Annotated in this window: 26 protein-coding genes and 1 pseudogene; 14 read left to right on the forward strand and 13 right to left on the reverse strand. The window is 51.4% G+C overall.

The annotated features are described in order from the left end of the window. Positions 1-80: 80 nt before the first annotated feature. The 3 genes from PLA01S_RS00680 to PLA01S_RS00690 all read left to right on the forward strand — a co-directional run bounded on the left by PLA01S_RS00680 (position 81) and on the right by PLA01S_RS00690 (position 3,177). The gene (locus tag PLA01S_RS00680) at positions 81-800 is read left to right on the forward strand and encodes a 3-ketoacyl-ACP reductase (RefSeq protein ID WP_100540720.1); all 720 of its coding nucleotides are present in this window, start codon (positions 81-83) and stop codon (positions 798-800) included. Between the two features lie 238 nt (positions 801-1,038). Next, positions 1,039-1,962 (forward strand): AEC family transporter, encoded by a 924-nt coding sequence (locus tag PLA01S_RS00685; RefSeq protein WP_076323014.1) that lies wholly within the window; start codon positions 1,039-1,041, stop codon positions 1,960-1,962. 33 nt (positions 1,963-1,995) lie between these two features. Then, positions 1,996-3,177 carry a MalY/PatB family protein gene (locus tag PLA01S_RS00690; RefSeq protein ID WP_127589597.1) on the forward strand — a complete coding sequence of 394 codons (1,182 nt, stop codon included), beginning with the start codon at positions 1,996-1,998 and terminating at the stop codon, positions 3,175-3,177. A 59-nt stretch (positions 3,178-3,236) separates the two neighbouring features. Here PLA01S_RS00690 and PLA01S_RS00695 read toward each other — a convergent pair whose 3' ends face one another. Next, the gene (locus PLA01S_RS00695; RefSeq protein WP_371860368.1) at positions 3,237-3,635 is read right to left on the reverse strand and encodes a DUF4855 domain-containing protein; all 399 of its coding nucleotides are present in this window, start codon (positions 3,633-3,635) and stop codon (positions 3,237-3,239) included. A 46-nt stretch (positions 3,636-3,681) separates the two neighbouring features. Continuing rightward, a complete protein-coding gene (locus PLA01S_RS00700; protein WP_127589598.1) occupies positions 3,682-4,209 on the reverse strand; it encodes a hypothetical protein in 528 nt (175 codons plus the stop codon). A gap of 174 nt (positions 4,210-4,383) precedes the next feature. Between PLA01S_RS00700 and PLA01S_RS00705 the strand changes: the two genes are divergently transcribed. The 4 genes from PLA01S_RS00705 (at position 4,384) to PLA01S_RS00720 (ending at position 7,497) form a co-directional block, all read left to right on the forward strand. After that, positions 4,384-4,977, forward strand: a complete 594-nt coding sequence (locus PLA01S_RS00705) for a M15 family metallopeptidase (protein ID WP_127589599.1) — start codon at positions 4,384-4,386, stop codon at positions 4,975-4,977. 537 nt (positions 4,978-5,514) lie between these two features. Beyond that, positions 5,515-5,901: a GntR family transcriptional regulator gene (locus PLA01S_RS00710; RefSeq protein WP_127589600.1), complete on the forward strand. Its 387-nt coding sequence runs from the start codon at positions 5,515-5,517 to the stop codon at positions 5,899-5,901. Then, a complete protein-coding gene (locus PLA01S_RS00715) occupies positions 5,891-6,769 on the forward strand; it encodes an ATP-binding cassette domain-containing protein (RefSeq protein WP_127589601.1) in 879 nt (292 codons plus the stop codon). Before PLA01S_RS00710 ends, PLA01S_RS00715 begins: the two co-directional genes overlap by 11 nt. After that, the gene (locus PLA01S_RS00720) at positions 6,766-7,497 is read left to right on the forward strand and encodes a Tat pathway signal protein (protein WP_127589602.1); all 732 of its coding nucleotides are present in this window, start codon (positions 6,766-6,768) and stop codon (positions 7,495-7,497) included. The genes PLA01S_RS00715 and PLA01S_RS00720 overlap by 4 nt, the downstream gene beginning before the upstream one ends. A gap of 83 nt (positions 7,498-7,580) precedes the next feature. Here the strand turns inward: PLA01S_RS00720 and mmsB are convergent, their stop codons facing one another. The 3 genes from mmsB to chvE are packed head-to-tail and all read right to left on the reverse strand — an operon-like array spanning position 7,581 to position 11,409. Next, entirely contained in the window at positions 7,581-8,747 is a 1,167-nt protein-coding gene (mmsB, locus tag PLA01S_RS00725; protein ID WP_127589603.1) for a multiple monosaccharide ABC transporter permease, read from the reverse strand. Between the two features lie 2 nt (positions 8,748-8,749). Continuing rightward, entirely contained in the window at positions 8,750-10,282 is a 1,533-nt protein-coding gene (mmsA, locus tag PLA01S_RS00730) for a multiple monosaccharide ABC transporter ATP-binding protein (RefSeq protein ID WP_127589604.1), read from the reverse strand. Between the two features lie 41 nt (positions 10,283-10,323). After that, positions 10,324-11,409, reverse strand: a complete 1,086-nt coding sequence (chvE, locus tag PLA01S_RS00735; protein ID WP_036662480.1) for a multiple monosaccharide ABC transporter substrate-binding protein — start codon at positions 11,407-11,409, stop codon at positions 10,324-10,326. Between the two features lie 540 nt (positions 11,410-11,949). Between chvE and PLA01S_RS33150 the strand changes: the two are divergent. Next, positions 11,950-12,144: pseudogene (locus PLA01S_RS33150) on the forward strand (IS1182 family transposase); the annotation flags it as partial. A gap of 34 nt (positions 12,145-12,178) precedes the next feature. Here PLA01S_RS33150 and PLA01S_RS00745 read toward each other — a convergent pair. The 4 genes from PLA01S_RS00745 to PLA01S_RS00760 all read right to left on the reverse strand — a co-directional run bounded on the left by PLA01S_RS00745 (position 12,179) and on the right by PLA01S_RS00760 (position 17,148). Then, entirely contained in the window at positions 12,179-13,393 is a 1,215-nt protein-coding gene (locus tag PLA01S_RS00745) for a response regulator transcription factor (protein ID WP_127589605.1), read from the reverse strand. Beyond that, entirely contained in the window at positions 13,390-15,333 is a 1,944-nt protein-coding gene (locus PLA01S_RS00750) for a cache domain-containing sensor histidine kinase (RefSeq protein ID WP_371860369.1), read from the reverse strand. The genes PLA01S_RS00745 and PLA01S_RS00750 overlap by 4 nt, the downstream gene beginning before the upstream one ends. Beyond that, positions 15,314-16,321, reverse strand: coding sequence for a substrate-binding domain-containing protein (locus tag PLA01S_RS00755; RefSeq protein ID WP_127589606.1), 1,008 nt, complete (start codon positions 16,319-16,321; stop codon positions 15,314-15,316). The genes PLA01S_RS00750 and PLA01S_RS00755 overlap by 20 nt, the downstream gene beginning before the upstream one ends. Before the next feature lie 227 nt (positions 16,322-16,548). Further along, complete coding sequence (locus PLA01S_RS00760; RefSeq protein WP_127589607.1) at positions 16,549-17,148, reverse strand: TetR/AcrR family transcriptional regulator; 600 nt, start codon at positions 17,146-17,148, stop codon at positions 16,549-16,551. Positions 17,149-17,335: 187 nt separating this feature from the next. On the opposite strand from PLA01S_RS00760, the gene PLA01S_RS00765 reads away from it, so the two are divergent. Together PLA01S_RS00765 and PLA01S_RS00770 are read left to right on the forward strand one after the other, a co-directional pair. Continuing rightward, positions 17,336-18,046, forward strand: a complete 711-nt coding sequence (locus PLA01S_RS00765; RefSeq protein WP_127589608.1) for a futalosine hydrolase — start codon at positions 17,336-17,338, stop codon at positions 18,044-18,046. Beyond that, positions 18,043-18,897 carry a 1,4-dihydroxy-6-naphtoate synthase gene (locus tag PLA01S_RS00770; protein ID WP_127589609.1) on the forward strand — a complete coding sequence of 285 codons (855 nt, stop codon included), beginning with the start codon at positions 18,043-18,045 and terminating at the stop codon, positions 18,895-18,897. Before PLA01S_RS00765 ends, PLA01S_RS00770 begins: the two co-directional genes overlap by 4 nt. Before the next feature lie 218 nt (positions 18,898-19,115). Here the strand turns inward: PLA01S_RS00770 and PLA01S_RS00775 are convergent, their stop codons facing one another. Then, positions 19,116-19,631: a mismatch-specific DNA-glycosylase gene (locus PLA01S_RS00775; RefSeq protein WP_127589610.1), complete on the reverse strand. Its 516-nt coding sequence runs from the start codon at positions 19,629-19,631 to the stop codon at positions 19,116-19,118. Between the two features lie 40 nt (positions 19,632-19,671). Beyond that, positions 19,672-20,175 carry an LURP-one-related family protein gene (locus PLA01S_RS00780; protein WP_127589611.1) on the reverse strand — a complete coding sequence of 168 codons (504 nt, stop codon included), beginning with the start codon at positions 20,173-20,175 and terminating at the stop codon, positions 19,672-19,674. Between the two features lie 154 nt (positions 20,176-20,329). Here PLA01S_RS00780 and PLA01S_RS00785 point away from each other — a divergent pair, with 154 nt between their 5' ends. Then, positions 20,330-20,848 carry an RNA polymerase sigma factor gene (locus PLA01S_RS00785; protein ID WP_127590075.1) on the forward strand — a complete coding sequence of 173 codons (519 nt, stop codon included), beginning with the start codon at positions 20,330-20,332 and terminating at the stop codon, positions 20,846-20,848. Then, entirely contained in the window at positions 20,845-21,864 is a 1,020-nt protein-coding gene (locus PLA01S_RS00790; RefSeq protein WP_127589612.1) for a DUF4871 domain-containing protein, read from the forward strand. Before PLA01S_RS00785 ends, PLA01S_RS00790 begins: the two co-directional genes overlap by 4 nt. 234 nt (positions 21,865-22,098) lie before the next feature. Here the strand turns inward: PLA01S_RS00790 and PLA01S_RS00795 are convergent, their stop codons facing one another. Next, positions 22,099-22,977, reverse strand: a complete 879-nt coding sequence (locus PLA01S_RS00795; protein WP_127589613.1) for a DUF6612 family protein — start codon at positions 22,975-22,977, stop codon at positions 22,099-22,101. Between the two features lie 125 nt (positions 22,978-23,102). On the opposite strand from PLA01S_RS00795, the gene PLA01S_RS00800 reads away from it, so the two are divergent. After that, positions 23,103-23,663 carry an SLOG family protein gene (locus tag PLA01S_RS00800; protein ID WP_100540700.1) on the forward strand — a complete coding sequence of 187 codons (561 nt, stop codon included), beginning with the start codon at positions 23,103-23,105 and terminating at the stop codon, positions 23,661-23,663. A gap of 106 nt (positions 23,664-23,769) precedes the next feature. Next, the gene (locus PLA01S_RS00805) at positions 23,770-24,462 is read left to right on the forward strand and encodes a pseudouridine synthase (RefSeq protein WP_127589614.1); all 693 of its coding nucleotides are present in this window, start codon (positions 23,770-23,772) and stop codon (positions 24,460-24,462) included. A 170-nt stretch (positions 24,463-24,632) separates the two neighbouring features. On the opposite strand, the gene ald is transcribed toward PLA01S_RS00805, so the two are convergent. Next, positions 24,633-25,751, reverse strand: a complete 1,119-nt coding sequence (ald, locus tag PLA01S_RS00810) for an alanine dehydrogenase (RefSeq protein WP_127589615.1) — start codon at positions 25,749-25,751, stop codon at positions 24,633-24,635. Positions 25,752-26,022 lie beyond the last annotated feature (271 nt).

A 26,022-nucleotide genomic window follows, 5' to 3' on the forward strand; every position in this document is an offset into this window, starting at 1 on the left:
GCATTTGGTACCAGCCGATGTTACAGGGTATACTGGTCAACGAAACCATATTTTTTATTGATGTGAAGGAGTGAGTGTACATGAGCCTGAAAAATAAAACAGCCCTTATCACGGGTGCAGGTAAAGGGATTGGACGTGCTCTGGCGATTGCTCTTGCCAAGGAAGGCGTGCACGTTGGGCTTGTCGCCCGTACGGCAGCCGATCTCGAGCCGCTGAGCGCCCTGATTGTTGAACAATATGGCGTTCGAGCCGTGGCCGCAGTTGCCGACGTTTCCGTGCAAAGCGAGGCTGAGGCTGCTTTTGCAGCGGTAAACATGGAGCTGGGCTCGGTGGACATTCTGATTAACAATGCAGGCATTGCCCAGTTCGGCAATCTGCTGGAGATGGAACCTGAAGCCTGGAAACGTATCGTCGACGTGAATCTGATGGGGACTTACTACATGACACGCGCAGCACTGCCCGGGATGATCGAGCACAACAAGGGAGATATCATCAATATCTCTTCTACGGCCGGAGAACGCGGATTCGCCACCGGCTCTGCCTATAACGCATCTAAATTTGCCGTTATGGGTCTGACCGAAGCCGTGCTGCAGGAGGTGCGCAAACACAACATTCGCGTGACCGCGCTGACTCCAAGCACCGTTAATACGGATCTTGCCGTCAATGCTGGCTTAAAAATCGGCGACGAGGATCGGATGATGCAGCCGGAAGACGTGGCTGAGCTTGTGCTTGCTGCGCTGAAGCTGCCGCAGCGCGTATTTGTCAAATCCGCCGGGATTTGGACGACCAACCCGCAATAATGACGCGTCGACAGACGTTCCTATTGCTATAGCCATTCAAGGGTGTTCCCTGGTCATCGACCAAGGGAACACCCTTTTTGCGTACAGCCCGGGTATAAAGCGTGCCAGCAACAATTGTTCTTTTTTCCATTCGGAATCAAGTGTCAACCATCCTTTGTCATGTTATAATGACATGGCGTCATACGACAGCCAGATATATACCTTAAAGCTACACTCATGGAAAGAAGATGACAACAGCATGATCGCCGATATTTTACTTGAAGTGGTACTTCCCATCTTTGTCCTGATAGGCTTTGGCATTATTATGCAATATGCTTTTAAGCTCGATTTGTACACACTCGCCAAAATCAACTTTTACTACATTACGCCCGCAGCCGTATTTATGAGTATGTACGAGTCCAAGATGTCACCGCAGCTCCTGGGCATGGTGGCCTTATTTTATGCGCTCTATATCGGCGTCCTCTATCTGATCAGCATGCTGGTTGCCAAACAGCGCAAGTTCAATCGGGGGATGAGAGCTGCTTTTACCAACAGCCTTCTGCTCGATAATTCAGGAAACTACGGCCTTCCGATCAATGACCTCGCCTTCAAGGGAGATCCGATGGCCGGCTCGGTACAAGCGCTCATCATGTCTTTTCAGAGCCTCCTTACGTTCACGTACGGAGTTATTTCCATTCAGGGAGCCAAGACGGAAGGATTATACAAACAGGCCATCATCGGATTCTTGAAAATGCCCGTTCCCTATGCCCTTGTCATCGGCATTGTGCTGCATGCCCTGGCGCTGCCGCTTCCGGTCTTTATTTCGCAGCCGTTGATGTATGCGGACCAGTCCATGGTAGCGATTGCCCTGCTGACGCTCGGCGCACAGATCATTAAATATCCGCTTCGCCTGCGCCGACTTGATGTTTACCTGAGCGTTCTGCTGCGACTCCTGGTCGCGCCGGCCATCGGCATTCTGATCGTGCTGCTGCTCGGCTTAAAGGGCATCCCGGCCCAAGCGCTCATTATTGCTTCAGGCATGCCGGTTGGCGTAAACTCATCCATTCTGGCGGAAGAATATCAGAATGAGCCTGATTTTGCTGCACAAACTGTCCTTATATCGACCATACTAAACGTAATTACGATTACCGGCTTAATTACATTAGCCAAATTTGTAGCTTAATGCTAACTCATCTCTGCTAGGAGGAATTTACATATGAATTTTGATCTTGCAATAGACCGAACCTGTACCGACTGTCAGAAGTGGGATAATGTTCCCAGCATCTTCGGCGTACCCGACGCGCTTCCGATGTGGGTGGCTGACATGGATTTTGCCGCGCCACCCGCCGTTGTCAAGGCGCTCCATCAACGGGTGGAGCATGGCGTATTCGGATATACGTTCCCGTCCGACTCTTACCGTGAAGCGATTAGCGACTGGATGAAGAAACGCCACAGCTGGAGCATTCAGCAGGAGTGGATTCAATTCTGTCCGGGTGTCGTTCCGGCACTCAGTCTTATCGTGGATGCGTTCACCGAGCCAGGAGATCAAGTCGTCATCCAGACGCCGGTCTATCCGCCGTTCTATAGCGTCGTTCAGGACCATGCCCGTGAGCTGGTGCATAATCCGCTGCTTCGAAGTGAGGATGGAGATTACTCGATGGATTTCGAGGACTTGGAGAAGAGTTTTTCTACCGGCAAAGTCAAAATGATCATTCTGTGCAGTCCGCACAACCCGGTGGGCCGGGTGTGGACCAGAGCGGAATTGGATCGTTTGGCCGCCCTCTGCCAGCAATATGATGTGCTTGTCGTATCCGATGAAATCCATGCGGATCTGGTGTTTAAATCCGGCGCGCATACGCCATTCGCCGCTCTGTCCGAGGATGCCGCCGAGCGTTCCATCATCTGCACCGCACCAAGCAAGACGTTTAATATCGCCGGTCTGAACACAGCGAACATCATCATCTCGAATGCGCAGCTGCGCAGCAAGTTCCGCAAAATACTGAACCGTTACGCCATTGGCTCCATTACACCGATGGGTGCCGCCGCCACCGAGGCCGCTTACCGTGAAGGCGGACCATGGCTGGATGAGCTTCTGGTTTACATCCGCGGGAATATGGAGCTGGTTTTGAATTACGCACAGGAGCATCTGCCCGAGCTGAAGGTGGTTATTCCGGAAGCTACTTACCTGCTGTGGATTGATTTCCGGGGAATGGGCATGTCCCACGAAGAGTTAAACCGCTTCCTGGTTCAAGAAGCGAAGCTTGGATTAAACAGCGGCGCGGCCTTCGGCAAGGACGGCGAAGGTTTCATGCGCATGAACTTGGCCTGCACGCGCGCCACCGTTCAGGAGGCGTTGTCCCGCTTGCACAAAGCCATCGAGGTATGGCGGGAAGCATAGGACATAAACTCAATCATAAAAGGAGCCGCGCTATACGCGCAGCTCCTTTTTATTGCTTCTTATATGACGATAGAGACCTGTCGGGATGACATCTGCATGTAATTCAGCCGCCTCTCAATGCATGGTCGTTTGGCTGGATCCATATGTTTGCTTAGGATGCTACTGCAAATGCGGTCTGGTATTCCCCGGTATCCGGGATCATCATGACAACTTATGGCCAGGCTGCCCCAGCTTGGCTCCAACTCCTTGGTGGCTTCATTGAGCTGATACATTTCGTCATCCGCATCAAATGTCTTATCGAGATACCACTTCCAGTCGTTCAGATTCGCGCCGCCTCCAAAGTCACGTCCATCCGGCGATATCAACCCGAGTGTCAGGACCCCGTCAAAGAACCAATCCGTCGCCTCTCCAGTCTGGTTCACGTAACTGATCTGAATCGGATCTGCAGCTTCGGTCATTGTTCATTAAACTTTTATCCTGTTCCGTACCTCCGATCAGGCAGTCTTACATCATGCTTCCGCTGTCGTCCGCACCTGAAGTCAGCCCCTCCATCGTTACGCCTCCATTCAGACTGTCACCAGTCGCCTGTCCCCGCTCCATCTGATAACCTGCGTCCAGCATCGAACCATCCAGCTGATGTAGCTGCTGGCTGACTTGGTCCATCTGCTGGAACAGCTGACGATGCTGATAAGCTTCGGCGTACTCACTCTGCTGCATTGTCTCGTCCATTTGCTCGAATGCCGTTTTGTTATCGCCCAGCACTTGGCGGTACTGATCCGCCGTAGCTGTTCGGATATCCTGCACTGCGTTCATCATCCCATGCAGGACCATCCGGCAATTCACCAATTCCTGCCGGACGGCAGAAGAAGTTTCAGGCGTAACCGCAGCCTGGGCGCTTTGAAGCTCGGCTTGGATCTGGCTGAGCTGGCTTACGATCATCCCGACTTCGTTCATTCCCCCGTTTTGCGCTGCAGTAGTCAATTGGCCCGATAGCTGGTTGAGTCTCATCGACATATTTTGAATATTGCTCATTGCAATTCCCCCTTTTCCGGATAGCGTCCATTTTTATGAATAGGATGCGATAAACCATGGATTGCTATTCATGTCGTTATCTGGTCAGAAGATCACGTCTGTTGGAATACGGGGCGGGATGCCGATATAATAGAGTAAGCCATCATATGAAAGTAGGTAGATTAAAGAGTCCGCATGATCAAACGCAAAAAAACGACACTTTTCCTAATTGCTGCCTTATTACTCGCCATATTTTACATGCAGCTGCAAACCGCCATACCGGGATTCATCAATGATCTCGATTTTGATTTTAATAGCAAAGAAACCCCTGAAATCTCCCAGCTCCACCCGTATGTATTACAGCAAAAGAATGAGCTTGTCCGTCTCACCAAGAAAAAAGGGATCACGATCATTATAACGGACGGTTACCGCAGCCATGAAGAGCAGACCCGCATCTACAATCAGGGCCGCAGCACCGAGGGCGACATTGTGACGAATGCCAAGGCTGGAGAATCCCTCCACAACTATGGGCTTGCGATTGATTTTGCGCTAAGACTAAAGGATGGCAGCGTCATCTGGGATATGGAATATGACGGGAACGGAAACGGAAAGGCCGATTGGATGGAAGTTGTGGAGATTGCCAAAGGCTTAGGCTTCCAGTGGGGCGGCGATTGGGCCAACTTCCCGGATTATCCGCATCTGCAGATCGATTTCGGACTGTCGATTCGTGATTTGAAACGAGGAAAGCTCCCTCCCATGGACGCTTCCGAGTATTCGGAAGCAAAGTGAGATGCTATAGCAATTTGAAGAAGGTTATGGTATATCCAGTTAAGCGCAGCCGAATCCCATATATAGAACATTAACGGACACCATCGACGTTATTTACGACTTAAGCCTTATTCTCAGAATATAACGGACACCAAAGTCACGATTCTAATAAAAATATAGTTTATCTCCTCTTATAACCGTAAATAAGAGATCCCCTGTCCGTTACGGAGAGAAGAGCGTCTGTTTTTAACGAAATAACGTATACTGAGTCCGTAAAAATTACTGGAATTTTGGTATTACGCGTCATGTTTTATGGAGTATCGAGGTTCGCATACTCTAGTTATACTCAAGAATATGACTTATACGCATCCGCGTGTAGATGAGGTCAACCAGATCATGCCTGGTTGGCCTTTTTTATCGTTGTTCTCTGCAAAAGCGTCTTGATGGATTCGTGCCAAACAACCAAATGCTTGACATTCCATTCACCTTTTGGTTATATAGTCATATATATAAGCATATAACCTTAGCAGGACAATGAAGGTAAGGCGGTGATTCTTATTGAGCGGTACCATGCATCCAGATAATAAGCCCCTGTTCATCCAGATCAAGGAGAAGATCGAGGACCAGATCGTCAATGATCTACTGCTTGAAGGTGAACAGGTTCCTTCCACGACGCAGCTGTCCCAATTTTACAAAATCAATCACATCACGGTGTTAAAGGGCATCAACCTGCTGGTTGATGCCGGACTCATCTATAAAAAGCGAGGTGTCGGCATGTTTGTTGCAGAGGGGGCCAAGGAAATGCTGCTCCGGACCCGAAAGAGTGCATTTGCGGAACATTATGTGGTGCCTATGGTACAAGAAGCGGACAAACTCGGTTTGTCCACGGATGAGCTTTTTCAAATCATAACCCAGTTAAAAGGAAGTGACGTCCATGAATCTTGATATTCAGTTTGACCGCCTATCTGTGGTATATGGTGACCTCGAAGCCGTCCACAATGTTTCGCTTCATCTCCCGGCCGGCAAAATTTATGGTCTCTTAGGGCGGAACGGAGCAGGCAAAACCTCGCTTCTGTCTGTTCTTGCTTCATTTCGTGAACCCTCATCGGGATCGGTTACGGTCGGCGGTGAGCAGCCGTTCGAAAATGCAAAAATCATGAAGGAGGTCTCCTTCATCTACGATATCGACTATAAAGACGAGACCGACAAGGTCAAGGCAGCGATTGAATCGGTAGCCAGGCACCGGCCCCATTTCGATACCCGATATGCCCTTGAGCTTGCACGCAAATTCAATTTGCCCTTGGATAAACAGCTGAAGGAACTCTCCAAAGGCATGCAGTCCGCTTATAACGTATGTATCGGTCTCGCCAGCCGGTCGCCGGTTACCATTCTGGATGAAGCTTATCTCGGCATGGATGCGCCGTCACGCGAAATTTTTTACCGGGAGCTGCTGGAGGACCAGGAGCGCCATCCCCGTACGTTCATTCTTTCCACCCACCTGGTATCGGAGATGGATTATCTGTTTGAAGAAGTCATTATCATTCACAAGGGCCGGTTCGTGCTGCAAGACGATTATGAAAGCCTCACATCCCGGGGAGTATCCATTACGGGCCCGGCGGCAAAGGTAGATGAATTCATCCAGGGGATGAAGGTGCTCAACGTACAGCAGCTCGGTTCCACCAAGGCCGTTATGGTCTATGGGGAACTGAGCGAGGCATCTCAATCAGCCGCGCTTCGGGCAGGGCTTGAGATCGGTCCGATCTCGCTCCAGGACTTGTTTATCCATCTGACGGGGGAGGAATATTCCGCATGAAAAAGACGTCATCGGCCGTAACCAGGGTATCGACGGACATGTTTATTCAGCAAGGCAGCTGGGCCTTAGGATTTCTAGCGATTGTGCTGCTGATGATCTATATTGGGGTCGGCATCGGCAGCAGCATGGGTGTCAATGTTCGCGCAGGAATAGCAGAGGAGGACTTCTTCTCCATCGTTTACCGCTCAACCAAAGGATTTATGCTCGTCATCGGCATCATTTCGGCCTACGGCTTTCTAAGCTATTATGTAAGACACGGGATTACGCGCCGGGATTTCTTTAATGGAGCCGCCTTGGCGGCCGTCTATCTGTCATTGGCCTTTCCAGTCGTAGTGGGTCTGGTCAATTGGATCATCGGGATGCTTACCTCCCATGATGCCGGCAGCACCTTGCTGCTGCAGAAGTTCGATAACAACTGGCTGCTGATACTTGTCTCCTATGGCGTCCAAATCTTTATCTACTATTTGATGGGATGGATGATCGGATCCGGATTTTACCGGTTTGGCTGGATCCGCGGCTTGGGATGGATCGCCGTAGCCCTCGTGTTGATCGGCTTCATGGATGCTTTGTGGCAATTCGAGCTGGCTTCCATATGGGAACAGTGGCTGCCGGTCACGACAGCCTTTTCCGTCACGCTGCCGGTCTCTCTAGCAGGCTCCGTGGCCGTCATCCTGATTGCACTTCTTCTGATTCGGCTGATCACCCGAAAAGTTACGATCAAAATGTAATATGTACGTCAAAATGGCTGATCCACGGGTAGCAACATCTACCCGGGAGTCAGCCATTTTATTATCTAACGCCATCGTTTAAATTAAGCGGCGCTGCTCTTCTTCTTATTATAAATATCGAAGGCTACTGCCGCGAGGAGAACCAAACCCTTGATGCCTTGCTGCCAGTCGATGCCGAGGCCTACGAGCGACATCCCGTTATTGAGGACGCCCATGACGAGACCGCCGATGATCGCGCCGAAGACCGTACCGATCCCGCCGGTAGCCGAAGCGCCGCCGATGAAGCTCGCCGCGATGGCATCCAGCTCAAAGTTCGTACCGGCTCTCGGCGTCGCCGCGTTCAAGCGGGCGGCAAAAATCAAACCGGAGATCGCTGCCATGACACCCATATTGACGAATACCCAGAACGTGACCTTCTTGGTTTTCACGCCGGACAGCGCCGCCGCTTTCTCGTTGCCGCCAAGCGCATAAATATGACGGCCCATCACGGTTTTGTTCATCACGAAGGAATAGATGATAATGAGCACCAGCAGCAGAATCAGAATGTTCGGGAGACCGGCGTAACTGGCCAGCATGAACGTAAAGGCATTGATCACCGCTGCGATGAGCACCAGCTTCAGGAGGAACAAGCCGCTTGGCAGAACTTCGAAGTTGTATTTTTTATGCGACTTTCGCTCGCGAAGCTCATTGATCAGGAAAATAACCGTAAAGACGATACCCGCCAGAATGGCGATCAGATTGGTGCCGGTGTTGCCGAAGTCCGGAATAAAGCCGGAGCTCAGCTTCTGAAAGCCTCCCGGAAACGGCGCAATGGATTGACCCTCCAGTACGATCATGGTTAGACCGCGGAACAAGAGCATGCCCGCAAGGGTTACGATAAAGGCCGGTATCCTCACATAAGCCACCCAGAAACCCTGCCAAGCACCGATCAGACCGCCGACGATCAAGGATACGATGACGGCAATGACCGGATGCAGCTGCATATCGACCATCATGATCGCTGCCACAGCGCCGACGAAGGCGGCCACCGAACCGACCGACAAATCAATATGACCCGTAATGATAACAAGCACCATGCCGATCGCCAGTACGAGGATGTAGCTGTTCTGGAGAATCAGATTCGTGATGTTGATTGGCTCCAGCAGCAGCCCTCCCGTAATAATCTGGAAAAATATCATAATGACAACAAGGGCGATGATCATCCCGTATTGGCGGATGTTGTTTTTAAACATTTTTTTGAGTGTCTCCATGCTTAAGCCCCTCCATTCTTGGTCATGTATCTCATCAAGGTTTCCTGCGAAGCCTGCTCTCTGCTAACTTCTCCGGTCATCCGTCCCGCGCTCATGACATAAATCCGGTCGCAGATCCCTATAATCTCCGGCAGCTCCGAGGAAATGACAAGCACAGCCTTCCCCTCATCCGCCAGCTGGTTAATGATCGCGTATATTTCATATTTGGCCCCAACGTCAATCCCCCGCGTCGGCTCATCCAGAATCAGAATGTCCGGCTCGGCGTAGATCCATTTACTCAGCACAACCTTCTGCTGATTCCCCCCGCTGAGGTTCCCCGTCTTCTGGAGAATGTTCGGCGTTTTGATCTTAAGCTTCTTCCGCATATCCTCCGCAACGAGAATTTCTTCCCGATCATCAATGACCATGTTCTTCGCCAGCTTGGACAGTCCGGTAAGCGAGATGTTGCGCTTGATATCGTCCATGAGGATCAGCCCGTATTCCTTGCGGTCCTCGGTCACGTAAGCAAAGCCGTTATCAATGGCCTCGGTGATGGATTGATTCCGGATTTCCTTCCCGTCTTTCCGGAGCGTTCCGGTAATATTCCGGCCATAAGCTTTACCGAAAATACTCATCGCCAGCTCGGTTCGGCCGGAACCCATCAGCCCGGCAATGCCCACAACTTCCCCCCGGCGGATATTCATGCTCACGTTGTCAATGACTTTTCGGCCTGCTTGCAGCTCGTGATATACCGTCCAATCCTTAATCTCCAGGATGATCTCCCCGATCTTCGGGGTCCGCTCCGGGTAGCGGTTCGTCAAATCCCGGCCAACCATGCCGCGGATGATCCGGTCCTCGTTCACCTCGCCGCCTCTCATATCCAGCGTTTCAATGGTCTGGCCGTCGCGCAGAATCGTAATGGAATCCGATACCTTCGACACCTCGTTCAATTTATGGGAGATCAGGATACAGGAAATTCCCTGCTTCTTGAACTCCAGCATCAGCTCCAGCAAATTCTCGCTGTCGTCCTCATTGAGCGCCGCCGTCGGTTCGTCCAGAATAAGCAGCTTTACCTTCTTGGATAAGGCCTTCGCAATTTCGACCAACTGCTGCTTGCCGACGCCGATGCTGCCGACCTGCGTGTTCGGGTTCTCGCTGAGCCCCACCTTATCCAGCAGCTCTTTGGCTCCCAGCATTGTCTCATTCCAGTTCATGATGCCCTTCTCGGCACGCTCGTTCCCCAAATAAATGTTCTCGGCTATCGACAAATAAGGAATCAGCGCAAGCTCCTGATGGATGATGACGATGCCCAGGTCTTCGCTTTGCTTGATGTTTTTAAATTCACAGACGCTGCCTTTGAACAGAATATCCCCCTCATAGGTGCCGTAAGGATACACGCCGCTCAGCACTTTCATCAGCGTGGATTTGCCTGCTCCGTTCTCCCCGCACAGGGAGTGGATTTCGCCCTCGCGAACCTTCAGATTCACCTGGTCCAGCGCCTTTACCCCGGGAAACGCTTTCGTAATGTTCCGCATTTCAAGAATGTACTCTGACATCTGGCTTCACCTTCCTATCGTTTCGTGTTCGCTGCTTAAGACTATTTCAATCCGATTTCTTCCTTGGAATAATAGCCCGTCTCCACAACCTCTTTCTCCACGTTGGAAGCATCAACGGATACCGGGGGGAGCAAATAGGCAGGCACGACCTTGATGCCGTTGTCGTACGATTCGGTATCGTTCACCTCGGCCTCTTCTCCCTTCAGCACGCTCTCCGCCATCTTCACCGCCTGCTCGGCGAGCTGGCGCGTGTCCTTGAACACCGTCTGGGTTTGCTCACCGGCCACGATCGATTTAATGGAAGCAAGCTCCGCATCCTGACCCGTGATGATCGGCAGCGGTTTGCCTGCCGTCCCGTAGCCTACGCCCTTGAGCGAGGAGATGATGCCGATGCTGATCCCATCGTATGGAGACAGCACCGCATCCAGATTTTCGCTGGAATAGTTGGCGCTAATCAGGTTATCCATCCGCGACTGGGCGAGGGCGCCGTCCCAGCGCAGGGTCGCAATCTGGGCCATCGTGGTCTGCTTGCTCCGAACCACAAGCTTGCCCGAATCCATATAAGGCTTTAGCACGGACATCGCGCCGTCATAGAAGAAGTAAGCATTGTTATCGTCCGGCGATCCGCCGAACAGCTCGATATTGAACGGCCCCTTCCCTTCCTTCAGGCCAAGCTTCTCTTCAATATAGGAGGCTTGCTGAACGCCGACCTGGAAGTTGTCGAAAGTGGCATAATAACTCAAATGCTCGGTGTTGCGAATCAACCGGTCGTATGCGATAACCTTGATTCCCTGATCATGAGCCTTCTTGATCACGTCGGTCAGCGTATTTCCGTCGATGGAAGCGATGACGATCACGTCGACCCCTTTCGTGATCATGTTCTCGATTTGGGAAATCTGGTTTTCAATCACGTCCTCGGCGAATTGAAGGTCGGTTTTGTACCCTTTTTCCTGAAACAGCCGCTCCATGTTCTTCCCGTCAGCCACCCAGCGTTCGGATGATTTCGTTGGCATCGCAAGGCCGACGTATCCCTTCTCAGCATCGCCGGTTTGGCTTTCGGCAAGGTTGCAGGCCGTCAGGGCCAAGAGCAGCACCGCGATCAGCAATCCTGGCAATCCTCTCTTCATCGGTAGTTCCCCTTTCCGAAAAATGGAATCGAGAGCGCTTACAACCGAAGGGTTCGAAAAGCCTCTCTGTACTAAAAAGGATACCTCCCATCGGGTGGAGGGGTCTTTCCACGAAAACAACCTTTTTTATAATTTTCATACTTTTGTTGTTCTGGGATTCACGCGATATGTACAGGGCTGCATAACTTTCCGGCTCCGTTCACACCATGCCCCAAGCGGTTGCCGGCATCCAAAAGGGGGAGTCCCAAAAGATCTTAGATCTTGCGGGAGGCCCCCTTGGTTGCTGTTAGAAGACGCTCCATGTACGAATCGTTCCTACCATCGCTGTTGCCCACACATTTCATGGAATGGTTCTGAGCAAGGACGAAATGTGGAGGCAAAGGCTAGCGCTGACGCTTGTCCGGAATCGATTTGTCCTCTCCGCTACGCCGTGCAGATTGCTTACTTTTTTAGACGCAAAGAAACCGTTCCTTGGTAAATGGAGGTGTCACCCAAACCATTTACGAAAGGAACGGTTTCTTGTGTACATTCAATATACCTATGAAAGACGTACTGGAGAAGATCTTCACGAGCTTGCTTCAGTTTCTCGCCCAGGAGAATTACGTCAAATTGGAACATTACTTTGTGGACGGCACCAAGATCAAAGCGAATGCCAACCGCTGTACGTTCGTCTGGGGCAAAGCGGTCGTCAAGCACAAAGCGAAGCTCCAGGAGAAGGTCCAGACATTGTTTTCACCATCGCCCCACTTCAAGATCCTCGCTCAACCACCTACTCTTCCTGAACCGTCGCCCCTTTGCGGTACCGGTTTGGCGATACCCCCATCACCTTCTTAAAAGCCGTGCTGAAATAATGCTGACTGTCATATCCCACCCGCTCCGCGATATCCAGGATACTCAGATCGGTGGAATTAAGCAGCTGGATCGCCTTTTGAATCCGCGTCTGGGTCATAAGTGTAATAAAGGACGTGCCCAGTTCTTTCTTTAGCGTTCGGCTCAGATAGACTGGCGAAACCTGCAGCGCCTGGGCAAACGATTCCAGCGTCAGCTCCCGAACGGCATACTGCTCCTGGATGAGCTGCCGGGCCCGCCGTACTAACGGAGACAGCTGCGCATCCTTAAACACCCCATCCCGGCAGGCCTCATAGGCTGCAGCAACCGCCCCCGCTCCTTCCGATACAAACTCCATATGAACGTTGACAGTCAGCTTCAAGTACTTCTGAATGGATTGCTCGGCATCGGCTGCGATTTCCACATCCGTCTTACCCCATAAACAGATGCCGATCCATCCTGTATGATCACGGAACAAAACACAAGGAGCGGGATGGATCAGCTCGGAAATGATATTCTCCATCGCGAACAGATACAGCTGCCGGTCGCTTTCCTTCATCAAAGGCTGCGGAGCCGTTATCTCCGGCCATCTGGCGATGCCGACCTGAGTAGGCTTACTAGGAGGAAGCCCGAGAAACTCCAGCTGCTCCAGCGCCTCCTCCTCATCCAGAAGACCATGCATCCATTCCAAGCAGAATCGTTCCCGCAGCAGCGGAATATTCTTCTCGATTTGCTCGGAGGCCTTCTTCAGATAACTCTCCTGGATTTGCCGGTCATTCAGTTCATCCCTTACGCTTCCAAGCACTCGAATCAGGTGATCCGCATTCACCGGCTTTAATATATAATCCTTAACCCCGAGCCGGATCGCTTCCTGCGCATAAGCAAATTCGTCATGGCCAGTAATAATGACGAACCGGCATTCGGGACGTTCTTCCTTCATCCGCTTCATGAGCCCGATGCCATCCAGGAACGGCATATTCATATCGACCAGCATAATGTCGATCGGCCGGCTGAGCGCAAGCTCCAGCGCTTCCTCGCCATCCTCCGCTTCGGCAGCCACCTCCATGCCAAGTGCCTCCCAATCCACCGCATCCCGAATACCTTCGCGGATAATCGGTTCATCGTCAGCAATCAGGACTTGATACGCTTTATTCATAGCCTGTCTCTCCTATCATCATCGGAGGACGAAGGGCCGGTATGCAGCAGCGGATGCGTAATCATTACCGTGGTTCCCTCGTTCTCTATACTGTCAATTGCGATTCCGTACTCATCGCCAAACGTTAGCTTGATACGAGCCTGTACATTCAGCATGCCGTAGCTGCGGCTTTCGCCTACCCTTTCTCCCGGTGTCGTCTCCATGGCCGCTACCGGGTCGGCAAGCTGTTTGCGAAGCGCCTCCAGCCGCTCAGAAGACATGCCGGCCCCATTATCCTGGACGCCTAGGAGAAGAACATCTCCGTTCACCTGGGCTTTGATGACAATGCGCCCAGGCCCCCTGCGGGCCTTAATGCCGTGGTATATCGCGTTTTCCACCACCGGCTGCAGAAGGAGCTTCAGCACGTACAATTTCTCAGCCTCAGGCGAAAGCTCCATCTCAACCTGCAGCCTGTCCCGGTAACGCGTCTTCTGTATCTGCAGGTAACTGCTGATATGCATCCATTCGTCGGACATGGGAATGATATCATCCCCTTTGCTGAGCCCGATTCGAAACAGCCGCGACAAGGATTCCACCAGATCCGATACATCGTCCGCTCCTTTCTTGCGGGCCATCCAATGGATCGTATCCAGCGTGTTATACAGAAAATGCGGCTTAATATGCGCCTGCAGGCTGCGCAGCTCCGCTTCGCGCTTCTGCTTCTCCCGCAGCTCGCTCAGCTTCATCAACTTGCGGATCTGCAGAAGCATGCGGTTAAAGCTGCGTCCAAGCATGCCCACCTCATCCTGCCGGTTTCCCCAATAACGGGTCGTCAAATCCCCGGATTCGGCTTTTTGCATGAAGGACATGAGCTGCCAGATCGGTCTGGATATCGACTGTGAAAGCGTGTAGGATGCAGCTACGCCAAACAAGCACACCACAAACAAGAAACAAATCATATAAAACCGAATCTCCCGAACCTCATACACCGATTCGCTGGTTGGAAACACGCCAATCGTCCGCCAGCCGGTAAAGGAGGAGGTGCCGTATATCAATTGCAGCCGCTCTCCGTTCACCTCACGGATCAAGGCGCCGCTGTCCTCGTCCGGAAACCACGAAGGGGGGATGGACGGGATGATGGCATCCTCCGGCGTGTAAATGCTGGAGCCGCCGGCCTCGGCCACCATCAAATACCCGCTTTTTCCAAGCGTGACATCCCGGACCGCTCTCGCGACTGCCCGCAGCTTCAAATCGATCAATACCGCTCCGGTTACTTCTCTCGTGTCCGGATCCACAAACGAGCGAACGACCGACACCAGCTCTTCGTTTCCGTAATGAACATGGGTGGTGACCTTACGGTCTGCCGGATGGCCGAGCACTGTAAAGATACCTTCATTTAAAACAGCCTCATGGTACCAAGCTTCCTCCGTCAAGGTGGCAGGACCGCGTGCATACATTTCGTTACTGATGTATTCCCCATCACGATTGACCAGAAGAATGGAGGCGATTTCCGGGTACAGCGTCGTGAAGCCTTGAAGATACCGCTTAATCTCGTAATTTTCCTCATTGTCCTGCTTCACCGAGAACGACTGCGGGCCGGAATTCCCCGTATCTTCGGTCCCTGCGGCCGGCTTATCCCCTTGGATTTCCCCATGCAGAAACCGCTCCGTGCGTGGGTCAAATCCGATCAAATACGTAATATTCTGGAGATTCTCCATATCATTGTCCAAGGTCTGATTGACCTTACCGATTAATTGAATGGTGTTTGAGGTTACCTGCTGATCCACAATGCGGTTAACCGTCCAATTGACGAGGACGCCCAGTGCGATTGAGGGCAGGATGCCAACCATGAGGAACAAGATGACCAGCTTGTATCTCAGCGGCAAATCCCCGAACCGCAGCCACCGCCAGATGCCTTCGCGCCAGGATTCCGCTCTGTTTCTATTTTGCATAATAATCATTCACATTCTCTCGGGTCACGATCGAGATCCCGGTGTCCACCCTAACGGGAAGCGGAGACACATCGTTGCCGAGCGTCGGGGCCGGTACGGTAAGACCATGATGCAGATGAAATAAATACTGCAGCGACCAATAGCCCATATTCCACGTTCCCTGGGCGATCGTTGCCGCGATGGTTCCATCAGAGATCCGGTCCAGCGTCCCTTTATTCGTATCGAATCCGATAATGGTAATCCGGTTCGTTTTATTTGCGCCGATAACGGCATCTGCCACGCCCATTCCGCCACTGGCCTCCGTTACGAAGATCCCTTTGAGATCCGGGTGCTTGTCCAGCATGTCGGCAGCAGCCTCTTTGGCAACAAGGGTATCCCCTTTGCCTTCCCTGATCTCCACCACGGACATGCCCGGATATCGCTGCGCTAAAGTGTCTCTGAAGCCTTCGGAACGGTCATCATGATTCTGCTGCCCGGGCTGGGTAACAATCCCGATCTCCCCTTCCCGGCCGAGAAGCTGCGCCATTTTATCCGCGGCCGCAACGCCAGCGTTGTAATTGTTGGTCGCCAGGAAAGAATAAGCCTTACTGTCAGGTGCATCCGCATCGAACAGCACAACGGGGATCCCGGCTTCCACGGCTTTATTAATCGTCGACGTCAGTGCTTTGGAATCGATGGCCGACAAGGCGATACCGGCGGGCTTTTTGGCAATCACTTGTTCCAGAACGGTGATCTGTTCCTCCACGTCATATTGTGTAGAGCCGCGGTAATCAACAGATACGCCCAGAGCATCCCCTCCATCCTCGAAGCCCTTTAAAATATTTTTCCAATATTCCATGCCGGATTGAAAAGTCACCATGACATAATTCTCCCCAATGCTGCCGTGCAGGCCGCCCTCCTCCCAAGCCGAAGAACGCTTGTCCTCCAGCCTGTACATGAACACATAGGTGAGAAAAGCCAATAGAAGCGCACCGTATACCAGCATCATCTTCTTCATGAATAAGTCCCCCGATCCTTGATCCTTCGTTCGTCATCTGCGGTTGCAATCGGTTACATAAACGTATAATGAATATACTGCAATTCTTTGAAAAAGATCAAACGCTTGCTGGGATTTGGCTCTGGTCAGCAGCAAAAAACAGGCCGTCCACGGTTAACCCTACCCGTGTCACAGCCTGTTTTCTGATATTTTAATTGTCTTATTTTTATGCATTAAATTTCATTGCCTTATGTAGTCCACTTAACCGGATAAATGCTGATGCCGTGCATAAATAAACTCACCACGTGACGCGCAAGATCCTCAGGAGTACGCTTGCCTGTCAGAAGCTGCTGGGAGGTCAGTCTTTCAATGACACCGACCAAGCACTCCGCAACGATGTGCATATCGGAATCACCGTCAAAGTACCCGTCCCGCTGCTCAGCTTTCAGATTTTGCTCAATCATGGCTGCCATTTCAGATTTTACGATGACAGCGTCATCCCCAATGAAAAAACCGATTTGTGTCAGATCCGGGTCTTTGCCAAGAAACGCGAACAGCCCCGTCAGCACACTCTGCAAACGACCGGTCACATGATCCTCATCGATTCCGCTTTCCATTCTGCTGTCCTCGAGCAGAATCTTGAGCTCAGAACGAAATTTCTCCACCAGCTCCTTGAAAACCGCTTCTTTGCTCTCAAAATACAAATAGAATGACGGCTGCGTCAATCCAGCCCGGGAAACGATGGTGCTGATCTTTGTCTGATGGTATCCTGACTTTGCAAATTCATTGGCAGCGACAATCAGTAGTCTAGCCCGGCTTTCTTGTCCATTCGCACCCTTCTTACGCAAAGCTATCCAACCTCCGAATCTAGTCATGATGTATGTAAGTTACCGTCCATTATACTCTATATCGGAAAGTTGCTGCTACACATAAAGTCCAAGCTTAACATGCACGAGACTTTACATCGCCACAAGAACGTTATAACGTAAAAGGATAGCGATGTTTATCGTTACAGCCAAGAAGGAGATTAATACCATGCAGAAACATACCCAATCCAACTCGGTGGATATAACCGAGTCACATAACTCGCCAGCCCCGTCTTTCAAGCACGTGCTTATTGTTACGGCGGTCAATGCCGAAAAAGAAGCCGTGCAACGCGGGCTTAAGGGTGCACACGGATTTGATGTGATCGCGGGTGGAGTCGGTCCCGCGGCTACCGCTGCTGCGACTGCCCGCCAGCTGATTCAAAGCACCTATGATTTTGTTGTCAGCGCAGGTATCGCCGGAGGATTTGCCGGCCAGGCTGAGGTTAGTTCCATCGTCATTGCGGACACCATCATTGCCGCTGATCTCGGTTCGGAAACCGAAGACGGCTTCAGCAGCGTCCAGGAGCTCGGCTTCGGAATGGATCGGGTACAGGCAGATCCAGCCTCTGCCCGCAAACTTGCGGAGGCCTTAAAGATTGCCGGCGCGTCCGTAACCCTCGGGCCTGTGCTGACGGTCTCCACCACGACGGGAACAGCAGCTACGGCTGCACGCCTCCTCCATCGGGTGCCGGACGCCGCAGCCGAGGCGATGGAGGGATTCGGCGTGGCCACCGCTGCCGCTGCAGCCGGTGTGCCCGTGCTCGAAATCCGTTCCATATCCAATCAGGTTGGACCGCGAGACCGCAGCACATGGAAGATTAAGGAGGCGCTGCTGGCGCTTGAGACCGCAAGTTCATTACTACCGGAGGTGCTACGATGAAAATCGCTTTTTCCCCTTGCCCTAACGACACATTTGTATTTCATGCCTGGGTTCACGGACGGATTCCGGGCGCCCCCGAGCTTGATGTATCCTACGCGGATATCGATATCACCAATCACTGGGCGGCCGAGGATCGAGAACATGATATCTTAAAAATATCCTATGCCGCGCTGCCCTGGGTGCTGGATGAATATGCCCTCCTGCCCTGCGGAGGAGCACTTGGCCGCGGATGCGGGCCTCTCGTTCTGACGGCGGACAAGCTGACAGACGGAAAGGCCCCGGACAGTCCGGCTGCGCTGTCCGGCCGGCGGGTAGCCGTTCCGAGTGAGCGCTCCACAGCTTATCTGTTGTTCCGTCTGTGGGCTGCACAGAACGTACCTGGAGGACTCGGCGAAATCGTGGTGATGCCGTTCGATCAAATTATGCCGGCTGTCCGGGATGGAGCGATCGATGCCGGGCTTGTCATTCACGAGGCACGATTTACCTATCCGTCCTATGGATTGAAGCTGATGACGGATCTGGGCAGCTGGTGGGAATCCGATACGAATCTGCCTATTCCTCTGGGAGCGATTGTGGCCCGCAGGTCGCTGGATTTGGCAAGCATCTCAAACTGGATCCGCTCCTCTGTCGAATATGCCTGGGAACATCCCGAGGACTCTCGGGCCTATGTCCTCCAGCATGCTCAGGAAATGGACCCGGATGTCGCCGATGCCCACATCGACCTGTACGTCAATCCGTTTACCGCAGAGCTGGGCGAAGACGGCTATGCCGCGATTTCAGCCCTGCTGAACCGTGCAGCCGATGAAGGACTTGTGCCGCGGATCGATCCCGAGCTGCTGAAGAGTCCATGATACGGCAACCTACCTCTTATGAAATATCTCAATGGAGGTTCGATCCCATAAAACAAACCGCGTATAGTGTTTTCTTGCGTGATCGGAAGATTTAGCTTCGCGGAAAGCTTATATATTTTATGTTCAAAAGAGGAGCACCAAGAACCCGACAAACCGGGTCTTCTGGATGTTCCTCTTTTTCATTATCCCAATGAATGGTTCTCGTCCAGCTTCCTTATTTAGAACTCATTCCTCGATATAAAATCATTCAATCGCCGATAAATTCCGATAATCTCATCCATTGGCATTCGTACCAGTCCACTGGAAGAAGGAGCTACAAACTCATGGACGCCGTCCACGACGGAGTCCGGCTGAATTCCCCAATCCACCTTGGCTTTACCGCTGAATTCGGTATACACGCCCTTGCCGACAAAACAAGCAACCTCCGGTCTGTACTCCGCCAGCTTCTCCCGCAGCGTCTCTCTTCCGAGTCTGTACTCTTCGCGGGTAATGTCTTCGGCCCCCCGTGTAGGCCTGGCCACAATATTGGTAAACCCATACCCCAGTTTAAGCAATTCCCTATCCTCCGAGGCATCATATAAGCGAGGGGTCAAACCGGATTTATGCAGAATCCTCCAAAAATTGTTGCGAGGGTTCGCATAATGATGTCCGACTTCCCCCGACCGCAAACTAGGATTAAATCCGATAAATACAAGAGTCAATCCATAATCGAGATGATCGCTGACTTCGTTCATTCTGACTCCTCCTATCATCGTCTTATTCTGGGTCCTGAATTTAATGAGAGCTCGATGCGGCAGCGCTGTTGTTGCGTTTGCGTATTTGGTGAATGCCCATCACCACGGTAACGAGCTCCCAGTCTCCGAGAACGTTGCTCTCATTCTGCAGCAGATAGGCCCCGGCCTGAAGCCAGCCGCTAATGCGGGAAAAATGGGCGATTCCCCTTCCGGCATCATCCGTTATTTCATATTCATTGGAAAAGGCAGGCGAAGTGATCCCATATAAGCCCCGCGATCCCGCGTTGTATTCGAATTTTTTCGTAAAGAAGCTCATTCGCATACGCAGCACGCCCAGCTCTTCCCCGCTGCCGCTCACGATATGCCACTTGTTGGAGAAGAAACGAAACGAGCCGCTGCATACCGGATCTCCCGAAGCGTTATACACGTCCAGCGAGGAGCCGAAAGCGCTCTTCAAATCCAGACTTCCTATTACACTGCCTTCCCTATCCATAATATCTGTTATACCCGAGCTAAAAAAGTTATCCTTAAAATATAAATGCATACGCCTTCTCCCCTTCCTCGATTCCCTGCATACCTGTTATTCATTACAACGATTTGCACGTTAAATTGTTTCAAATTTTCGGGGGAATCCGGGAACCGATCCTTTGTTCAATTGTCTAATATTCGAGGTGATGCGATTGGAGTACCTGAAACAAATGGTGGCCGTAAATGAAGCAAGCACGGTGCTGAGCGATTTAATGGAGTCCTTCGGCCAGGACGTGTGGAACTATGCGTTCTTCCTAACAAAACGCAAAGATGCGGCTGATGATATCAGTCAGGACGTGTTCTTGAGAGCATTTAAGCACTGGAATGATTTTCAGGGCCGGAGCTCTGTCAAAACATGGCTGTTCACCATCACCCGCAACCTGTCCCTGAACTATCTCAAAACTCCCTTTATGACAAGGGTATCTCTAACCGGCTGGATCGCCTCCAAACAGACTAAACCCTCTGCCGAAACAGAGTTTATGGATGCTGCTGCCGTCTCGCAGATTTGGAAGTACGTGATGGAGCTGCCGCCCAAATACCGGGAGGTGCTTATCCTGGAATCCCATTATCAGCTGCCGCGAAAAGAAATGGCGGAACTGCTCGGCATATCCGAAGGAACAATCAAATCCAGACTGCACCGGGCTCGCGCCCGAATGGAAAAGATGTTGAAAGGAGAGGATGTCCAGTGAAGACCGAACAAGAGCCGCAGCCGGATTGGATACAGGGACTCGCTTCTTCTCCATTCAATGAGCCGATGTTTACCGAGAAGATGAAATCCAGTGTATTGAACAGTGCCGCTAACGGCTCTGTAAAGAAGGGCCGAAACAAACGGAGGTCTCCAACGCGTCTGCGTGTTATAAGCGTAAGTGCATTCATGATTCTTCTTCTAGCGGCGGTATGGGGATGGCGTGAGTCCCCTGCGCTTCAACGGATGATCCCCAGCCAGGGCTGGGGGTACGCAGCCAAATGGACTCCCCGCAACGTATACACGGAGAATGGAGTAGATAAACTTCAGGCGGTCCAGGGTGGTGATTTTACCGCGGGTTCTCCGGCCGGTGCCTGGTGGAATCTGTTAACCCCAATTCAAGCCCTTGAAGGGAAAACGATCCGCATAACCGCCGTACACCGGGATACGGGAACTACCCTTGAAGAGCTTGCCGAGACGGAGATTACCTCCGATATGGCTTACGATAACTTCACCCGAGTCTCTTCCCGCTTTGCCCTGCCGCTCTCCGGGTTATGGCGATTCGACGTGATGGTGGATCAGGAGAAATACGGCGATATCGTGATTGATGTGCCGGACAGCAGCTGGGAGCCGAGCCCGAGCTTCGTTTCGGCTGCTTCTGAAGACCCGGTGGAGGCGATGCTGTCCTCCCAGTTTCCTCCCACTGAAATGACCGGCATTAAGGGACATCTCGGCTTTATTGATCCTGGGTTTATCGCAGGTCACCCCAATAAATATATGTGGCACTTTTGGGGAAGCAAAGAGGAATTAACGGGGGATCTGGTCATCACCGCCGTGAAACAAAATTCGTCAAAGATCATCGATGTATTTAAATCTCGCGTCACTCCTTATCCTCATAATGGTGCCGATGCCTCATTGCCGACAACGATGTCACTTCCTTCGCCTGGACTGTGGCGCATCATGGTCTCGATCAACGGTCAATTGTTCGGCAGCGTCATTGTCGAAGTTGCTAAACCATAAATTTGGCGGTGCCTAAAGATACATGCCGCTGACTGTTAACTCAAGCACGCCTCACGGCAAGCCTCCTAGTCAAACAACGGAGGAAGCCGTTGCCTTGACCCTACCCGTTGAAATGAAATTGATTCCATCAAATAAGGCTGCCTCGGTCTGTAGAACATCTACAGAACCGAGGCAGCCTCTTCATGAGGAATATCAATCATTTCATATTCCGCTTATTTCATCACCCAAACAGCATTAATCCGCGTTCAATGCTTCCTTCGGCACTTCAATCTTGCTGATTTCGTTATGCTTGGAGTAGGCGCTCTTCATTTTCATATCCAAGGATACCTTCTGACCTTCGGCATCCATTGCCATTACCATGTCCAAATCGGTTGTTACCGGCAGGTAAGACTCCTTCTGTACGCCATAGATAATATGAATGCTCTTGATATCCATTTGATCCATCATGGCTTCCATCTGCGGATCGTTGCCCGCTTGGCTCATCATGGACTTGGCAAGCTCCTTCAGATTGTCGCCGGAAACATCCGCCGTCAGGACGTATGTGTCTCCGTCCTCCGTTACTTTGAAGTCCTTAGCGAGGGTCTTGAACTGCTCTACCTGCTGCTCTGGACTCGCACTGCTCATATCCAGGCTGTCGCGGATCTCCTGCTCCGATTCCTTCGGAACCTGCATCCATTGACCATCCATAAGCATGTAAATGCCGTCTTCCGTTATATACTGCTTCATCTCGACCTTGCCTTCCGGAGAATCCATCACAACGTTCTGCATCATCTCCACCGGCTCGAGCGTAAGTTCCGAATCAAGCGACATATTGACGTCTTGCTCCTGCTTCTCTTCGCCTTCAATCACGATATGCTGCTTGACATCGGCTTTCATCGCAAAGCTCTTCAAATTCTGGGAAGCTTCAGCCGATTTCTGAAGAAGCTCGTCAGCAGTTGGAAGAGCATCCTCCTTCGGTTCTTCTTTAGCTGGCGGCGTCTCTGTCGAAGGAGTCGTCCCTTGTTCCGTTGCCGGCGGCGTTGCAGCGTCGTCTGCTGCTTTGTTGTCCTTGCCGCATGCTGTCATGCTCATAACCAAAATTGCCCCTAGTAATACTGCTGTCCACTTCTTCAATCGAATTTCCTCCTAAAATATGTATTCCGGGTTACTTACCCATTCTATACGATTTGTAACATCGATTGATCAAAATTTCCGAAAAAGGTACACTAGACCTAATTCTTGTCAGGGAGCGTGCTCGATTGGAAAACCTTCTGATTACCGGATATCGGGCCCACGAGCTCGGTATTTACAACAACAAACACCAAGGCATACCTTATATACGCAAAGCAATTGCCAACCGCTTGGTTCCGCTGCTTGAGGAAGGCCTCCAGTGGGTCATCACTCCCGGCCAATATGGCGTGGACCTGTGGGCCATTGAAGCGGCTATCGAACTAAAGTCCCAATACCCCGACCTGAAATGCTCCATTCTGACGGCCTACCAGAATCCCGAGGAGCAATGGAATGAGGATAAAAAAGCTTATTTTCAGGAAGTGATGAAGGGGGTAGACTTCTATGCGCCTGTCAGTAAGAGCCCTTATCAGGGGCCGTGGCAATTTACGGCCAGAGACGATTTGCTTCTCCGCAAAACTGATGGCATTCTGCTCGTGTATGACGAAGACGGCGGCGAAGCCAGCCCCAAGTTCATCAAAGAACGAGCGCTGAAGAAGCAGGCAGCGGACGGCTACCGCTTCATCAGCATCGGTTCGGAGGAGATACAGGCTGTTGCAGACGAAGAGAACATGTCGCAGGATTTTTACTAGGCTCGCTTGCTCCCCGGTTACCACTTCAATCCGCCAGAGGAGGAAATGAGAAGAGGAGCTAACTAAATGAACCTGTGGCAATATTACACATGAGAAGCGGTGGAGCATGCGAATTAACAAATATATAAGTGAAACGGGATTTTGCTCGCGCAGAGAAACCAACCGATTGATTGCGGCCGGACGGATTACGATCAATGGCAAGGTGTGTGAAAAAGGGGCGGATGTTGAACTGCACGATCTCGTATTGATAGATGGGAAGGAAATTCCTCATCATGATAGCGAGGCGGTTTACCTGGCTCTCAATAAACCCATCGGTATTGTCTGTACGGCAGCAGAACATGTGGCGGGAAACATTATTCAGTTTGTTAACTATCCATCGCGCATATTTGCCATTGGTAGGCTGGATAAAGCCTCTGAAGGTTTGATTTTGCTTACGAATGACGGAGATATTGTGAACAAAATGATGCGTTCGGAACATAATCATGAGAAAGAATATGTGGTGACCGTGGACAAACCCGTTACGGACGAATTTATGCAAGCGATGTCTCAAGGTGTTGAAATCCTGAACGTAGTAACCAAACCATGCACGGTTTACAGGCAAAGCGAAGATGTATTTCGTATCATTTTGACACAGGGCCTTAATCTGCAAATCCGCAGAATGTGTAAAGCCTTGGGGTACAGAGTGCTGAAGCTGGAGCGTGTCCGAATTATGAATATTACGCTGGATCAACTGGAACGGGGTGAGTGGAGGCATTTGGAGGAAAAGGAACTGCATAAGCTCCTGTTTATGTTGACCTAGGCGAAGGTGACCTCGGTGCAAGATGCCATCAAACATGGTAGGAACATAAAAAAGCCATTTTTCAACTTTGTCCATGCTGGCCAACGAAAGCCCCCAAGGTTTACGTCATAACCCCCGGTATCATGTCGAATTTTTGAAAAATGGCTCTACATGCTTTAAACTTGTTATCTCTATGCCAGCAAATAATCGTCAATGCTGGTATACGCATAACCATGAGCCGCCGCAACCGCTTCATAGGTTACCTTGCCGTCGATGACATTAATGCCCTTGGCAAGCGCTTTATCATGACGTGCGGCAGTCCGTAGTCCTTTACTTGCTATTCTCAACCCATAGGGTGCCGTTACATTGGTCAGTGCCATGGTGGAGGTTCTGGCTACGGCGCCCGGCATGTTGGCTACAGCATAATGGATAACACCATGCTTTTCATAGGTCGGGTTGTCATGCGTGGTGATCCGGTCGATCGTCTCAATGGAGCCTCCTTGATCAATCGCCACATCCACGATGACCGATCCCGGACTCATCTCTTTTACCATCTCTTCCGTTACGAGGCGCGGGGCCCGTGCACCGGGAATCAATACCGCACCCACGACAAGGTCGGCGGCCTTCACCGTTTCCGCAATGTGATACGGATCGGACATGATCGTTTTGACCCGCCCCTGGAAAAGATCATCCAGTTGACGAAGTCGGCCGGGATTAATATCGAGGATGCTGACGTCCGCCCCGAGCCCCAGCGCAATCCTTGCCGCATTGGTGCCAACGATGCCGCCGCCGATAACGGCGACCTTACCCGGTGCGACGCCCGGTACGCCGCTTAGAAGGACACCCTTGCCGCCGTGCGCTTTTTCCAGGAAATGCGCCCCGATTTGAATGGACATTCTACCTGCCACTTCACTCATCGGTGTCAGCAGCGGCAAGCTGCCATCCGTCAATTGTATCGTTTCATAAGCAACGGCACTCACCTTACGGTCAACGAGCGCTTTGGTCAGTTCCGGCTCGGGGGCCAGGTGCAGATACGTGTATAGGATCATTTCCTCTTGAAAGTATTCATATTCCTCTTGCAGGGGTTCTTTCACCTTCACAACCATCTCGGCTTTCCACGCTTCGGCAGCCGTTGCAACCACCTTGGCTCCAGCCGCTCTATATGCTTCATCCGTAAAACCGATCCCAAGGCCGGCACCGGATTGTACGAGAACTTCGTGCCCGGCATTTCTGAAGCTGACGACCGTACCCGGCGTCATGCCTACGCGGCTTTCGTTATTTTTGATTTCTTTGGGAACCCCAATAATCATCCCCATGCCTCCTTAATGGTGAACTTTGCCTATCTAATTGAATTGTAACCATTTTTACCCAAACTGTGTACCTGTCTAAGGTCAGGGATTGTCCATCCGAATTTGTATCTAGGTATTCGTAGTATATGCAGGTAAAAGATGAACGGAATCCAGAAAAAAACACTTCTGGCAGAGGGATTATAGCGGATTTTTGTCCGTTATACCATCCACGCCCAAAGTGTTTGTTTAATACGCATTTATGAAACTCTAAGTATTTCTATTGTTTGATACC

It is taken from the genome of Paenibacillus lautus NBRC 15380, from assembly GCF_004000945.1.
GTDB classification, from domain to species: Bacteria; Bacillota; Bacilli; order Paenibacillales; family Paenibacillaceae; genus Paenibacillus_AQ; species Paenibacillus_AQ lautus.

Bases quoted from the DNA above. Each gene is read 5' to 3' on its own strand.
- PLA01S_RS00680 (WP_100540720.1), top strand. From the start codon at position 81: ATGAGCCTGAAAAATAAAACAGCCCTTATCACGGGTGCAGGTAAAGGG.
- PLA01S_RS00685 (WP_076323014.1), top strand. From the start codon at position 1,039: ATGATCGCCGATATTTTACTTGAAGTGGTACTTCCCATCTTTGTCCTG.
- PLA01S_RS00690 (WP_127589597.1), top strand. From the start codon at position 1,996: ATGAATTTTGATCTTGCAATAGACCGAACCTGTACCGACTGTCAGAAG.
- PLA01S_RS00695 (WP_371860368.1), bottom strand. From the start codon at position 3,635: ATGACCGAAGCTGCAGATCCGATTCAGATCAGTTACGTGAACCAGACT.
- PLA01S_RS00700 (WP_127589598.1), bottom strand. From the start codon at position 4,209: ATGAGCAATATTCAAAATATGTCGATGAGACTCAACCAGCTATCGGGC.
- PLA01S_RS00705 (WP_127589599.1), top strand. From the start codon at position 4,384: ATGATCAAACGCAAAAAAACGACACTTTTCCTAATTGCTGCCTTATTA.
- PLA01S_RS00715 (WP_127589601.1), top strand. From the start codon at position 5,891: ATGAATCTTGATATTCAGTTTGACCGCCTATCTGTGGTATATGGTGAC.
- PLA01S_RS00720 (WP_127589602.1), top strand. From the start codon at position 6,766: ATGAAAAAGACGTCATCGGCCGTAACCAGGGTATCGACGGACATGTTT.
- mmsB (WP_127589603.1), bottom strand. From the start codon at position 8,747: ATGGAGACACTCAAAAAAATGTTTAAAAACAACATCCGCCAATACGGG.
- mmsA (WP_127589604.1), bottom strand. From the start codon at position 10,282: ATGTCAGAGTACATTCTTGAAATGCGGAACATTACGAAAGCGTTTCCC.
- chvE (WP_036662480.1), bottom strand. From the start codon at position 11,409: ATGAAGAGAGGATTGCCAGGATTGCTGATCGCGGTGCTGCTCTTGGCC.
- PLA01S_RS00745 (WP_127589605.1), bottom strand. From the start codon at position 13,393: ATGAATAAAGCGTATCAAGTCCTGATTGCTGACGATGAACCGATTATC.
- PLA01S_RS00750 (WP_371860369.1), bottom strand. From the start codon at position 15,333: ATGATTATTATGCAAAATAGAAACAGAGCGGAATCCTGGCGCGAAGGC.
- PLA01S_RS00755 (WP_127589606.1), bottom strand. From the start codon at position 16,321: ATGAAGAAGATGATGCTGGTATACGGTGCGCTTCTATTGGCTTTTCTC.
- PLA01S_RS00765 (WP_127589608.1), top strand. From the start codon at position 17,336: ATGCAGAAACATACCCAATCCAACTCGGTGGATATAACCGAGTCACAT.
- PLA01S_RS00770 (WP_127589609.1), top strand. From the start codon at position 18,043: ATGAAAATCGCTTTTTCCCCTTGCCCTAACGACACATTTGTATTTCAT.
- PLA01S_RS00775 (WP_127589610.1), bottom strand. From the start codon at position 19,631: ATGAACGAAGTCAGCGATCATCTCGATTATGGATTGACTCTTGTATTT.
- PLA01S_RS00780 (WP_127589611.1), bottom strand. From the start codon at position 20,175: ATGCATTTATATTTTAAGGATAACTTTTTTAGCTCGGGTATAACAGAT.
- PLA01S_RS00785 (WP_127590075.1), top strand. From the start codon at position 20,330: ATGGTGGCCGTAAATGAAGCAAGCACGGTGCTGAGCGATTTAATGGAG.
- PLA01S_RS00805 (WP_127589614.1), top strand. From the start codon at position 23,770: ATGCGAATTAACAAATATATAAGTGAAACGGGATTTTGCTCGCGCAGA.
- ald (WP_127589615.1), bottom strand. From the start codon at position 25,751: ATGATTATTGGGGTTCCCAAAGAAATCAAAAATAACGAAAGCCGCGTA.